Genomic DNA, 14,075 nt, shown 5'->3' on the forward strand with positions numbered 1-14,075 from the left:
ATGAACAGGTATGTAAAATGTTTGAAAGATACGCACTGGAAGACTCAATGAGTCTCAGATTGCCTTAACCACTCAACCAGTGAAATACGACGGTTTCCACCGCGGCCAATAAAAGTTTCAGCAGCGCACATTGAATTCAATACGGCTTCCTGTGCAGATTCCGCCGCAGCCCGAAAAAGAATGTCGATGCGATTCTCATTCAGGCTTTGCATTGGAATGATATCCCGAGTTTCATCATGGTCGAAACTGATCGCGGTGGAGAACGCGAGTGTAATATCGCCACTGCCATTACCCCAAAAGGCACCGAGTCGGGCCAGCCCCGCCCCACATCGTTTAGACACCCTCTTTAGTTGTCTGTATTCCAGCGGCACATCTGTCGCCAGAACAAGGATGACCGAACCTCTTTCTGGGTCAGCTACAGTTTTGGGTGAGGGCCTCCGGCCATCCGGCAGCACAAGATCACCTGAACGACCAAAATTGGTCAACGCCAGAATACCGAGATGATATTCCGCACCATCCAGTTTAAAATGACGCGAGGCACTCCCGATGCCGCCCTTAAAGCCAAAACATGTCATACCGGTGCCAGCACCGGCATTTCCCTGCTTGAAGGTACTCTTGGCATCTTTGAGTGCCAGCAGTGCATGTTCTTCTTTTAGTGCAATCGCTTGAATGTCATTAAAAGGCCCATCATTGCATTCAAGCACGATTGGATTGACCGTAGCGGTGGTTCGACCAATATCTGGGTTGCATTTTATCGCTTCTCTTATGAGAGCATTTGCGCAGGTGCCGACCCCAAATGTATTGGTGAGCAGGATAGGGGTCTCGATGCTTCCCAACTCTTCAACCTGTGTCAAACCAACACTTTTGCCAAATCCATTGATGACATCAACGGCACCGAGAAGTTTGTGGCGGTAAACATTGCCCGAATGAGGCAAAATGGCCGTAACGCCTGTGTTTATATCGCCATCGCGTAAAGAGTGGTGCCCAACCAGCACGCCCGGCACATCGGTGATTGTGTTTAGCTCACCCGTTGGCAAGGTCCCGCAAACGATACCAAAATCACGCGCTGTCAGACTCATTTTGTTGTCTCTTCATTGATGGTGGATTTGAAATAAACCAATATCAGCCTCCTGCAAACCGTGCGCAACCGTGGCGATAAAATCACAGTTCGAGATACTTATGCTCAAATTAAGCAAAAGTGTATGCTGGTTTAGTTTCTATGTGTTGACACTCGACCTTTCAAAGCGCAGCAACAGCGACGTTAAGAGATTTCAGCCGAACAAGGGGATCTATCCGGCATGAAAGTTACCATTGAACAAACGCTTGATCAGGCCGGGATCGGCCCTTTCCAGCGCAATCTTCTCGGCGTGTTTGGTTTGGTTTGGGCTGCAGATGCTATGCAAGTGCTTGCCGTCGGCTTTACGGCAGCATCAATCGCCATGACATTCGGCCTTACAGTCCCACAAGCCTTACAGACGGGGACGCTCTTCTTTTTAGGTATGCTGATTGGCGCAGCAGCTTTCGGACGACTGGCTGACAAGTATGGTCGTCGTCGTGTTTTGCTGATTACAGTCGGTTGCGATGCAGTTTTTGGGTTGCTATCAGCTTTTTCGCCGAGTTTTGCAATTCTGCTTGGCCTGCGTTTCCTTACCGGCATCGCAGTCGGCGGTACCTTGCCGGTCGATTACGCAATGATGGCAGAGTTTTTGCCCTCCAAAAATCGCGGCCGCTGGCTTGTCATGCTGGAAGGGTTTTGGGCCGTTGGTACGGTGATTATAGCCTTGGCTGCTTGGGCTGCGAGCCTTGCAGGTGTTGCCGATGCGTGGCGCTATATCTTCGTCGTTACCGCTGCACCTGCTCTGATCGGCATCTGGCTGCGTTTCTGGGTGCCGGAATCGCCGATGCATTTAATGAAGACGGGGCAAGCCCAAGAAGCCAAGACGGTCATGAACCGTGTGCTGCGCAAGAATGGTAAACCTGAACTTTCGCCAAAAGCGATCCTTGAAGCACCGCTTCTGGTAACAGACGAAAAATTGCTATCGCCTCAGTTGCGCCAGCGAACACTGACCACATTGGCGATCTGGTTCCTCGTGTCGGTGTCTTATTATGGCATCTTCACATGGATACCTGCTAAATTGGCAGGCGAAGGCTTTGGTTTCGTACGCGGATATGGCTTTTTGGTGGTTGTTGCTCTGGCCCAACTACCGGGCTATGCGCTCGCAGCTTATGGTGTCGAGGCGTGGGGACGCCGTAAAACACTGATTGGCTTTTTGTTCATCAGTGCCGCTGCCTGCGCACTTTTCACTGTCGCTGGAAGCTCTGCTCTGGTTGGCGCATCAATCCTCATCATGAGCTTCGCTCTCCTCGGGACATGGGGAGCGCTCTACGCGTTCACGCCGGAGCTTTATCCGACGGCCTTGCGTGCAAGTGGCATGGGCGCCGCAGGCGCAATGGCGCGCCTCGGCGGGTTGCTTGCACCTTCGGCATTGGCAATTGTCGTCACGCAGAGCTTCAATACGGCTGTTGCAATGTTTGCAGGCTTGTTGGCGCTTGCCGGTATTATTGCCTTCTTCATCAACGTGGAAACGCGAGACAAAGCGCTTAACTGATAAAAAGGTGCCCGGATTTCAGATCATAAATCCGGGCGCATTTACTTTAAATTTCTTGATTAGTTAGTGCGTGAGGTCTTGCTCAAGCGCGACTTTTGCAGTCTGAGTTTACAGATAACGCCTTCTGTTTGTGACTAGTTTCTGCCGAAAGACTTCCGCAGGTGTTGTGTCCCCTAGGATGGAAAGTCGAACACACTTATGCGATTCATGCTAAAATGCGTATAACAGCGATGAGGTCAACAATTTTGACTACATCCAGAGATGGATGAAACGGTTTTCTGAAAAATGTTTGTTAAATCAATGTGATAAAGCGTTCTATCTAAGCGTTTTATTAAATTTATTTAGCCTTTCTGAAGGTAAGATTATAACGATTCCGGCCAAGCTGCGGATGCTCACCATCCTTCAGTTTTAGAATTCCATGATAAAAGAGGCGTGACGGGCCACCCCAAACCACCACATCGCCGTGATGCAGCACGAATTTGCGCACCGGATCAGTGCGCTGCAATCCTCCGAATTGAAACGTCGCAGGTAGTCCGAGTGACACAGAAACAATCGGATTGGTGAAATCCTTCTCGTCCTTATCCTGATGCAAAGACATTTTTGCACCGGGTTCATAACGATTAATGAGACAGGCATCCGGCGAAAAATCAGAATAGCCGCCTTCTGCTGACGCGCGTTCTGCTAGGTCACGAAATGCCTCCGGTAATGAAGGCCACGGCTTTTCTGTTTCAGGATCAATGGCGCTGTAACGATATCCCTTGCGGTCCGAGACCCAACCATAACTACCGCAATTGGTCATGGCAACCGACATGCGAAACCCGTCGGGCGTTGTCATATTTCGAAACGGTGAATCATTCTCAACAGCTTGTATGGCCCTAATAATTTCGACTTCTTTTGCCAGGGCAAAACCTCGCAAAAGAACGGCGCCGTCGGCAAGCTTTTCTCGAGTTTCGAGCTTGGAAAACAGATCAATCATATGATTATTCTAACACAAAGCAGCACAAAAACGCCCTGAAAACTGCTTTCGCATATTCCTCTCTGCGTTACCATGAGAAAACGCATAGAAATGCCGACCGGTAAAATTGTTATAGCGAATGGGGTGAAAGCGGCAAATATAGCTAAGTGTTTTATTCTTCTATCATTTAATAAGAAAACGGGGACAAGGCCCCGTTTTTATTGCTTTAATTGCAGGTTCCAAAACGTTCTTCGCTCAGAGCTGCGGCCATAAGAGCCTTCGTATAATCCTCATGAGGGTTATCGAAAACCTGTTCTGTATCGCCCTGTTCGACTATCTTTCCGTTTCTCATAACGATCACATAGTCGGACACAGCGCGAACGACCGCCATATCGTGACTGATGAAGAGATAGGAAAGGCCGTGTTCCTTCTGCAAATCGCGCAATAGCGTAACAATCTGTTTCTGCACAGAACGATCCAGTGCACTGGTCGGCTCATCAAGCACGATCACCTTTGGTTTCAGGATCATCGTGCGCGCAATGGCGATACGCTGGCGCTGGCCGCCTGAGAACTCGTGCGGGTAACGATTACGCATTGCCGGGTCCATGCCAACTTCGCGAAGCGCTTCCTGTGCACGGCGATCCCGCTCCTTTGCCGAAAGGTTCGGCTCATGAATAAGCAGGCCTTCGGTGATGATCCGCCCCACCGTCATACGTGGGCTGAGCGATCCGAACGGGTCCTGAAACACCAACTGAAGCTCTCGGCGTTTAGGACGCATTGCCTGCGATTCAATCGGTAGTTCTTTGCCCAGATAGGTAATCCGACCATCTGATGCGAGAAGACGGAGGATAGCACGACCAAGCGTCGATTTGCCCGAACCGGATTCACCGACAATCCCGATGGTCTGGCCTTCCTTCAACGTTAGTGAGACATCGTTTACTGCCGTCATGTAGGTAGCGGCACCTAGCCAGGGCTTGTTGATAAGGAAGTTCACCTTCACATTATCAGCCCGGATCAAGACGGGAGCCTCTGCAGGTGGAGACAGCTTCTCGCCTTCTGGCTCAGCATCAAGCAGCATCTTGGTATAGGGATCCTCTGGTTCGGTAAAAAGCTTTTCTGTCTCGTTTGTTTCCACCACTTCACCCGAACGCATCACATAAACACGGTCGGCAAAGCGGCGAACGATGCCCAGATCATGCGTGATAAAAACCACGGCCATGCCAAGACGCTTCTGCAAATCGGCTAGTAGATCAAGAATCTGCGCTTGAATGGTAACATCCAGTGCCGTTGTCGGCTCATCTGCAATCAGAATATCCGGCTCATTGGCAAGCGCCATGGCGATCATAACACGCTGGCGCTGGCCACCTGAAAGTTCATAGGGATAGCTATTGATGCGGCGCTCCGGTTCTGGAATGCCGACCAGTTTAAGCAGCTCCAGAATACGCGGACGCGCCTGTTTCTTGCTCATTCCACGATGATAGCGCAGAGGTTCTGCCAGCTGATCACCAATCCGATAAAGCGGATCAAGCGATGTCATTGGCTCCTGAAAGATCATGGTGATCTTAGCACCACGGATCTTGTTCAGCGCCTTGTCGGACATGCCGATGAGATCCTGGCCTCGATAAAGTGCATGTCCTGTCGCTCTACCATTTTGCGCGAGCAACCCCATCATCGCCATGGTGGTCTGGCTCTTGCCGGAACCGGATTCACCGACGATTGCGATTGTTTCGCCCGCTTTGACATCAAGATTGATGCCACGCACGGCATCAACCGGGCCATCATGCGTATCGAAAGTCACACGCAGATCGCGAACGCTCAGAATATTTTCGTGTGTCATCTCAGCGATCCTTCGGGTCAAGGCTGTCGCGCAGGCCGTCGCCAAGGAAGTTCAGCGCAAACAGTATGATGGTGAGGGTTGCGGCAGGCCAGATAAGAAGCCAGCTTGCGCCGCGCATGTTCTGAGCGCCTTCCGAGATAAGAAGCCCGAGCGAGGTGAGGGGGTCTTGTACACCAAGTCCAAGGAACGAGAGAAGGCTCTCAAGCAGAATAGCCTTTGGAACGAGCAGTGTCACAAAGACGATAACCGGCCCCAATGCATTGGGGATGATGTGGCGGGTGATAACACCACGACGGGTTGCGCCGAGTGCTTCTGCCGCCTGCACAAACTCTTGCCGTTTCAAGCTCAATGTTTGTCCTCGCACGATGCGTGCCATATCCAGCCATTCGGTTGCGCCAATGGCAATGAAGATGATGAAAATCGACCTCCCGAAAAAGACGAGCATCAGTATCACGAAGAAGATGAAGGGCAGGGAATAGAGAATATCGACAAGCCGCATCATGATGTTGTCGGCACGGCCACCGAGATACCCCGAAATCGCACCATAACCGACGCCAAGCACCAGCGCCATTGCCGAAGCGAGTAGGCCAATGGCTAGCGAAATGCGCACGCCAATAAAAATGCGTGTCATCAAATCGCGGCCAAGATTATCAGTCCCGAGCACAAAATAATTGCGCGCCACATTGAGCGTCAGCTTGCCCGAAAGTCCGTCGCTGGCGAGTTCAATCTTCGGATTGCTAAAAAGGTCGGAACGCTGGAAGTAACGCAAGACTCGTTCATCTGTTGGACGTTGCGCGGTGAAATCAACAACAACACTGTTGCCGGTAAGCTCTGGCTCTCCGGTTGGCTGAAGCCTTGCGCGCGAAAGTTCTCGCTCCAGTCCCGGCATAATTGTATCGGCACGCGGATAGGCTTCAAGACTTGGAGCCACTCGCACAAACTGTGGATAGATTTTATCATAGGGATGTGGGCTGACCATCGGACCGAAGATGCCAACAAGCGCAAGAACGATCAGCACGATAGCACTTGTTACAGCCGCCTTATTCTTGCGCAGGCGAAGCCATGCATCCTGCCAGAGCGATCGGCTTTGTACTGAACCCAGCTTTTCTGTTTCAACGGCTGCAGTAAAATCAGTCATAGCGAACCCTCGGATCAAGCCACGCATAAAGAAGATCAACGATCAAGTTGAACACAACGACAAAGATTGAAATGACGACAACCGTGCCCATGACGAGGGTATAGTCGCGGCTGAGAGCGCCCTGTACGAAGTAACGACCGATGCCAGGAATGCCGAAAATCGTTTCGACGACAACCGAGCCAGTGAGCAAACCGGCAGCTGTCGGTCCAAGATAAGATACAGCGGGCAGCATGGCCGCGCGCAAAGCATGGACACCAACCACCACGCGCGCCGGAAGGCCATAAGCACGCGCTGTGCGCACATGGTTGGCGCGCAGTGCTTCAATGGTTGCACCGCGTACAAGACGGGCAATAACGCCAACCTGCGGCAATGCCAATGTCAGAACCGGCAATATCCAATAGAGAACATTGGCCGACGACCAGCCACCAGCCGGAACCCATCCGAGAATAACACCAAAAAGCAGGCTTAAAAGAGGGGCAACGACGAAATTAGGCGTTGTAATACCGAAAGTGGCTAATGCCACAACAGAATAGTCAAGGCTTGAATTTTGCCTCAGTGCTGCCATCGTACCCAGAAGGGTGCCGAGAATAGCAGCCAGAACCAGACCGAGCGAACCAAGCATGACCGATACAGGAAGGCCAGACGCAAACAGGTCATTCACGGTAAAGTCACGTCGCGTGAAGCTCGGGCCCAAATCCCCCTGCAAAAGATTGCCCATATAAATAAGGTACTGCTGCCAGAGCGGCGCATCCATATTATAGGCTTTCTTGAGGTTTTCTAGGATGAGTGGATCGATCGGGCGCTCAAGATCGAAAGGGCCGCCTGGTGCAAGCCGGATAAGGAAGAAAGTCAGTGTGACAATGATAAAGATAGTCGGTATCGCACTACCCAATCGTCGGAGCGTGTAGCCCAGCATTTTCATTTTCCCTTCTTTGCCCAGCTATATTCACGTAGTCGGCAAACCCAACTAAGATATTGTTTCTTTTTGTCCTTTTATCGATAACCAGCGTGTGGCCTTCAAATTCATCAGATTGTCGTCATAGCGTTCGGTCTTGTCAGTAATCAGTGTGGTAGACAAATAGTGAAGCTGAGGAGTTTCAGTTGGATCTTTAAGCAAAATCGTCTCCGCATCAGCGGGGATATTTGCCCGTTCGCCGATATCTGACGTGATGGCTACGAAGTCTGAACAGATATCCGTTTCTTTTGCCTCAAAGTGGTGCATAGAGCTGGACCAAGCCTGAAACGATATCCAGTTGACCTGATCGATCTGAATATCGTTGGCATCCCAATAATATGGGCGCTTCTTCATGATGATCGCGTCGTTAGGGTTGAAGATGACCAGCTCATAGCCGCTGTTGCTGATCATTTGATCCTGTTGAATGAACTTCCTTCCAAATTCCTCGGCCGGCTTTGGATTAACCGGGAAGCTGCCATTATGGATCAGAGATTCCATGAAATAGAGAGTTGGGATATTGAGGGTGTTGGGCGGGGTGTTGTCCTCAATGGCTTTCACGCCAAGCTCATCAACCGACATCTTGCCATTCGCAATCTTTGTGGAAGGATCTGTGCCATTGCCACGATTGATCGCTGCCGCAGCCGATAAAGCCAAGCAGAGAATGGTCAGGCAAACACCTGGCGGCAAAACTCCGCGAACCATTAAAACCTCCCATACAACTAAAAAATACTCTCCGATCAAATGAGAAATCCTCCGAACCTGCGGGAACGAAGAAAAAGGGCTGCGCGACAACACGCAGCCCGAGCTGAAAATTTATTGTTTGAACGAGAGCCAGCGGGTTTTGTGGCTGTTCATAAGGTTGTCGTTCCAGCCATCGATCTTGTCAGACACAAGAGCGCGCGAGGAATAATAAAGGATAGGAATATTGCTCATATCATCGAGCTTGAGCTGCTCGGCTTCAGCCAGAACCTTGGCACGGGCATCCAGATCAAGGATCTTCGCTGCTTCAGCCATCTTCGCATCATATTCCGGGTTTTTAACCTTGGAATAATTGAAGCTGACATCACTCTGGGAAATGTAGAGGAAGTTCTGCGGATCGTTGTAATCGCCGATCCAGCCAGCGCGTGCGATATCGAACGGGCCGTCTTCACGCAGGAAGTTGAAGTACGTAGCGCCTTCGGTTTCGTTGAGCGTTGCCTTCACACCGATATTGCCAAGCTGATCGGCAATTGCTGCCATCGTGTTCTTGTTGTTTTCAGATGTGTTGTAGAGCAGCTCAATCGAAAGCGTGTTTGGCTCAACGCCTGCTTCCTTCAGCAGCACTTTGGCCTTGTCTTCACGATCCAGCATGTCGTCGGAATAGTCGAGCTTAGGCGCATCCTTGACGTAGTGGCTGATACCGGGAGGAACCAGCGAATAACCTGGGAGCATGGTGCCCTGCCATACCTGATCGGCAATGAAATCACGGTCGATCGCCATGGAAATGGCCTGACGAACGCGCGGGTCTTTCAGCTTGCTATCAGCTGTCTTGCCCTTAACTGGCAAATAATAGACACCAAGATACGGTGCCATACGGAATTCATTGGCGAGGTTCTTCTTCACATAATCCATCTGTTCGGCTGGAACGTCCGAGCAGACCTGAACTTCCTTGGCTTCGAACCGACGCATACAGCTGGCACGATCTTCGAATGGAATCCAGTTGATGGTATCAATCTTGACCTGATCCGCTTCGTAATAATTCGGGTTCTTCTTCATGACGATCTTGTCGTTTGGCGTGAAACTGACGAGTTCATAAGCGCCATTGGTGACAAGTTTGCCCGGCGTGGTGAACTTGTCACCATTTTCCTCAACGCTTTTCTGGTGCAGCGGGAAACCCGTCTGGTGTGTCAAAAGTTCAAGGAAATAAGGAGCAGGGGAGTTGAGCGTTACCTTCAGAGTGTGATCATCAACGGCTTCAACACCCAGCTCATCGACCGGCTTTTTACCACCAGCAACGTCTTCCGCGTTCTTGATGACAAACAACATGCTCGCATAGCCGGCAGCTGTCTTGGGGTCCATCAGACGGTGAAAAGCGAAACTGAAATCACCAGCCGTTACCGGATCACCATTTGACCATTTCGCATCATCACGTAGATGGAAAGTGTAAATCAAGCCGTCTTCCGAAATATCCCATGACTTCGCTACCCCCGGTACGGCTTCGCCGTCTGCGTTCTGAATAGTCAAACCGTCATAAAGGTCGCGAAGAACGTTTCCTTCAGACACGGTAGAAGTCCGGTGATGATCAAGTGTTGCCGGGTCGGTATCGTTGCCACGGTTCAGAACCACCTCGGCAGAAGCTGCGCTGATGAGCGCTAGAAGACATACGCTTGTCAGTAGAGTTTTACGAAGCACAAGAAATCCCTCCTCGGTAATTTTTGAAATGAAGTGCATCTTATGGATAAGATTCAAGCTTGCAAGGAAAGAACATAAAGTACTGATATAATTATACTAATTGTAGAAATCCTATCAAAACATAGTTTTGGGGATGGGTACTCTCTAAAAGAGATTTCCAACTTGAAGAGCAAATCCATAATCGCGAGAAAGCCGGAACCCCCTGTGTTTCGGGAGTTTTTCCATAAGAACTGTCAGGTATTTGTAATCGAATGACGATTCGCACTCGAAAATATTAACCGAGCGTTGTGGATTCAATTTAACGTGTAACTATAAAGAATCTTCACTACAACTTCCGTGAAATAAGTAAACTTGCAGCAAATTCAGAGCAAAATCCCGTCGCTGCATGCCAATAGGTTCCATAACCTATATTATGCGATTAGTTCCTATAACGGGGGTGGGTTCTAACTTGAAGTGCGACTTGCAAATGATAACAATGAGTTATCCAATGCAAGGAACTCTTCATGGACCGCGCACCTATTCGCATATTGATTTGGATGAACGCCGCAGAATAGCGCGCTGGCGCACTGCAAAGCTTTCCGTCGACGTTATTGCTGAGAAGCTTGGAAGGCATCGCTCGACCATTTTTCGTGAACTGAAACGCAATCAGTTTAACGATGATGAGATCAAGGATTTAAACGGCTATTATTGTACGATTGCTGACCAGAAATGCCATGAGCGTCGCTCGAAGCAACGAAAACTTATTCGTTATGATCAGCTCCGGCAGTCCGTGATCCAGCACATCAGCGATGGGTGGTCACCGCAACAGATTGCCGGGAGAATGCGGTTGGAGCGGCATCCCGTTTCTGTCAGTCATGAAACGATCTATCAGTTTGTGTATTCCACCGACGGTCGAAAAAAAGAGCTTTGGAAATATCTGCCCAAACGCCGTGCCAAACGACGCCCACGTCATGCCCGACGTCATCAAGGACGCCGCTTTCCACCGGAATTGAGCATTCTTTATCGTCCAGACATGGTCGCCAGACGCAAGCAGTTCGGACACTGGGAATGCGACCTAATCCAGTTTCGCAAGAGGTTTGGCAAGGCCAATGTGACGTCTCTGGTTGAGCGGGTGAGCCGCTTTACGGTGTTGCTACGCAACAATGATCGTCAGTCAAGGCCGGTTATGGATGGGGTGATTAGGGTACTCCAGCCCCTGCCCCAAATGGCCCGCCGATCGATAACTTTTGATCGTGGTACTGAGTTTACAGAATGGTCCTATCTGCAGAATGGGATAGGGTCTCAAACATGGTTCTGTGATCTGCAGTCACCCTGGCAGAAAGGCACTGTTGAGAACTCCAATAGGCGCACAAGACGCTGGCTTCCCCGAGACTTTGATCCGCTCACCCTCAGTGATCGCGACCTCGCATTCATCTGTCATTGCCTCAACAATACACCGCACAAATGTTTGGGGTACAAAACACCTGCAGAAGTCTTTCGGCAGAAACTCTTCGCAAACAGACATCGTTTTGCGTAAACTCAAACCGAAAAGTCGCGCTTCAGCCTGACCTCACAAGCTCCGGTTTTGGAGGACGGAATGGGAACTAGAAGCAGGTTTTGTGATCCCAACTCACTCTGGCAAAAAGGTGCGATTGAGAACAGCAACTAGCGGATTCGACGGTATTTACCCAAGCAATACTGACCTGACGTAGGTCAGTCAGGCTTAGTTGACTGACCTCGCCCACAATCTCAATGCAACGCCGCGGAAGTATCTAGGATTTAAGACGCCAACCGAAGTTTTTGCTACACTTTTGCAGGAAGCAGCATAATCAGATAGCCTCATCAACGGCATGATGCACTTGTTTGCACTTCACCGAAGATTTTAAAATAAGCTTTTCTCCTATGTTTTCTTCAATGCGGCCCCACGAGTAAAGCATCGGCAAAGGCTTGCTTTCATGCCAGTTTTCAAGAAGGTCGGTATAATGCTGGGATGTCGGTACTCCCGATTGTCCGGGATTGTTGACAAACAAACTTTTATCCCACTCCCCCACGTCAATGATCATCCGGACAGATGGACCAGCTATAACCGAGAAGTCGTGCAATCGGTACGTGGAATAATTAAGCGTCGAGCTGCTGCCGCCCAGGGCTACCGGTGCAATCGACCAGTCGTTCTTTGTCAACGACTGTAACGGATGGCGTAGTTCAAGTTTATGAATGGCGCCCCAAGCCCATTGCGCGGCATCTGCCCCCATCAAAGAGGCGCATTCAGTCCAGGCGTCGGCGAGGCTTTGCTCAATAGCTGCGATATGCTTGGAGGAGGTTTCCGCATTTTCCAGCCATGTGACTATGCTCGGTGAATCAAACGGCATAAGCAGCGGCACAACATCCGGGGCAGCACCTTCTGCCTTTGCAACAATCGGACCAAGATACTTGTTCAACCAGACTTCAAAAAGTGCTGCCGATGCAGATTTTGCCGATAGGTCCGCATCCCAATCGCGAAGAAGCAGTACAGCCGGGTCATCGCTGTTCGGATACAATTCTTTGAGGCATTTCAGCGCTCGAGCTGCAATGGGCGAAAAAGTGGAGGCTTGCAGGTGCGCGCAGTCTTCAAGCGATATTGGCGCTTTGCGTGACAGCGCTTTATGCAAGGTGTCGTGACGACTGCTATCCAGCCATTCATAACCAATGGCTGGATTGGTGGCAGTCCACTCATCAGGTACATTCATGGCGTTGGCGGTCGCGATAAAGCCGCGTTCTGGGTTAACTTCAACAGGACCAGACTGCGCAGCCAGATAGCCATTCCACTCATAACGCCCATCACCGGGGACCGGTAAAAGTCCGTCCCAATTCTCGCGAACAGGCGTGGCCCCTGAAGGCTTCCATGCAATAGTGTTTGTTGTATCTGCATAGATGTGATTTACCGACGGGCATCCCCAGCCATCCAGCGCGCTGACATAACCAGCATAGGTTTTAGCCCGCATGACGGACAGGCTGGCCATATAAGGTGCCATTCCCGCTTCCATCCAGACAGTGCGCAGGCCAAAGGCGCGATTGTTCGCTTTATCCTCGTAGAGCACAGGACCATGCCGCGTGAATTTGAGCTCGACGGTTTGATCCGAATGTCCCTTAACGGGAATCTTTTCAGTAATCGTCGTGAACCTTTCCCAACTTCCTTGATATGCATATTGGTCGTGATTGTTTTCATCAGTCTGATAGACGTAGATATCTTCCTGATCTGCTCCAAAGATGGTGAGGCCAAAAGCTGCGGTGCCGTTATGGCCCATCGAAATCCCGGGAACCATTGGCTCCCCTGCGCCGATCACATCAAGGCCCGGCATCGACAGGTGAACCACATAACGGATTGATGGCAGGCCGTGAGTCCGGTGGGGATCGAGCGCCAGTATCGGTCGCCCGGTCGAGGTCTTTTCAGCTGCGATTGCCCAATTATTGGAACCCTCTTCAAAAGAGGCGCGGGCGATGGCGCCGGACGCCGAAACAACCGTCCAGAGACCTGCTTCATCAAGTGTTGCAGCTAAGCGCTCTTTGGAGAAGGTGGCAGGACTGACGGCAAGCTGGAAATCGCGTAAAACCCTGTCAGTCATGATGTTGGGGTCAAAGCCATCAACCGGCTTTGGTGCCACATCATGCGACAATTCCTTGCGCAACCGATCAAGCTTTGAGCCCTGCTCCACACCTGCTTTTGCCATGACTTTTGAACGCAAAAGCTCCGATGATGCATTGCGCGTCAGCGAATGGGTGCGTACGCGCACAACGTCTTCAGCACACCACCGATCAGGCTTGTGCCCGAGCAGAGAGAACTCCGGCGGAAGTGCCCTCTCGCCCGCTTCACAGGCATCGATATATGAATTGATACCTTCAGCAAAAGCCGCGCATATCTGTTCAGAGTCTGGGCCATAGGCATCCCATTCCGGTGCCATATCTCCGCGATAAAGCAGCAGGCGTGCGGCCCTGTCCTGCTCAAGATAGCCGGGGCCAAAATCACGCGCCAGCAGGCCAAGTCCACGCTTGCGCGCAATATCAATCTGCCAAAGGCGGTCGCGCGCGGCATTAAAGCCTTGCGCGAAAAACAGATCATGCAGGTTTTCCGCCCTGATATGGGCTACGCCCCAATGATCCACACTGATCGTGACATCATCAAGCAGGCCCGCGACGTGAACTGCCGTTAATCTTGTAGCATCGGCCATGGCCGC

Annotated in this window: 10 protein-coding genes; 2 read left to right on the forward strand and 8 right to left on the reverse strand. The window is 50.9% G+C overall.

Annotated elements, in window-relative coordinates:
• Positions 1–44: 44 nt before the first annotated feature.
• A complete protein-coding gene (locus H5024_RS17565; protein ID WP_187548382.1) occupies positions 45–1,079 on the reverse strand; it encodes a P1 family peptidase in 1,035 nt (344 codons plus the stop codon).
• A gap of 219 nt (positions 1,080–1,298) precedes the next feature.
• Between H5024_RS17565 and H5024_RS17570 the strand changes: the two genes are divergently transcribed.
• The gene (locus H5024_RS17570) at positions 1,299–2,609 is read left to right on the forward strand and encodes an MFS transporter (RefSeq protein WP_187548383.1); all 1,311 of its coding nucleotides are present in this window, start codon (positions 1,299–1,301) and stop codon (positions 2,607–2,609) included.
• Between the two features lie 337 nt (positions 2,610–2,946).
• On the opposite strand, the gene alkB is transcribed toward H5024_RS17570, so the two are convergent.
• The 6 genes from alkB to H5024_RS17600 form a co-directional block, all read right to left on the reverse strand.
• Positions 2,947–3,585, reverse strand: coding sequence for a DNA oxidative demethylase AlkB (alkB, locus tag H5024_RS17575; protein WP_187548384.1), 639 nt, complete (start codon positions 3,583–3,585; stop codon positions 2,947–2,949).
• 205 nt (positions 3,586–3,790) lie between these two features.
• Entirely contained in the window at positions 3,791–5,401 is a 1,611-nt protein-coding gene (locus H5024_RS17580) for an ABC transporter ATP-binding protein (RefSeq protein ID WP_187548385.1), read from the reverse strand.
• Between the two features lies 1 nt (position 5,402).
• The gene (locus tag H5024_RS17585; protein ID WP_187548386.1) at positions 5,403–6,539 is read right to left on the reverse strand and encodes an ABC transporter permease subunit; all 1,137 of its coding nucleotides are present in this window, start codon (positions 6,537–6,539) and stop codon (positions 5,403–5,405) included.
• Positions 6,532–7,455: an ABC transporter permease subunit gene (locus H5024_RS17590; RefSeq protein ID WP_187548387.1), complete on the reverse strand. Its 924-nt coding sequence runs from the start codon at positions 7,453–7,455 to the stop codon at positions 6,532–6,534. Before H5024_RS17590 ends, H5024_RS17585 begins: the two co-directional genes overlap by 8 nt.
• Before the next feature lie 51 nt (positions 7,456–7,506).
• Positions 7,507–8,235, reverse strand: a complete 729-nt coding sequence (locus H5024_RS17595) for an ABC transporter substrate-binding protein (protein ID WP_247875331.1) — start codon at positions 8,233–8,235, stop codon at positions 7,507–7,509.
• 72 nt (positions 8,236–8,307) lie between these two features.
• Positions 8,308–9,885, reverse strand: a complete 1,578-nt coding sequence (locus H5024_RS17600; RefSeq protein WP_187548388.1) for a peptide ABC transporter substrate-binding protein — start codon at positions 9,883–9,885, stop codon at positions 8,308–8,310.
• Between the two features lie 487 nt (positions 9,886–10,372).
• Between H5024_RS17600 and H5024_RS17605 the strand changes: the two genes are divergently transcribed.
• Positions 10,373–11,401: an IS30 family transposase gene (locus H5024_RS17605; protein WP_187548389.1), complete on the forward strand. Its 1,029-nt coding sequence runs from the start codon at positions 10,373–10,375 to the stop codon at positions 11,399–11,401.
• 292 nt (positions 11,402–11,693) lie between these two features.
• Here the strand turns inward: H5024_RS17605 and H5024_RS17610 are convergent, their stop codons facing one another.
• Positions 11,694–14,069 (reverse strand): penicillin acylase family protein, encoded by a 2,376-nt coding sequence (locus H5024_RS17610; protein WP_187548391.1) that lies wholly within the window; start codon positions 14,067–14,069, stop codon positions 11,694–11,696.
• Positions 14,070–14,075: the final 6 nt, after the last annotated feature.

This window comes from Ochrobactrum sp. Marseille-Q0166 (assembly GCF_014397025.1).
Lineage (GTDB): Bacteria > Pseudomonadota > Alphaproteobacteria > Rhizobiales > Rhizobiaceae > Brucella.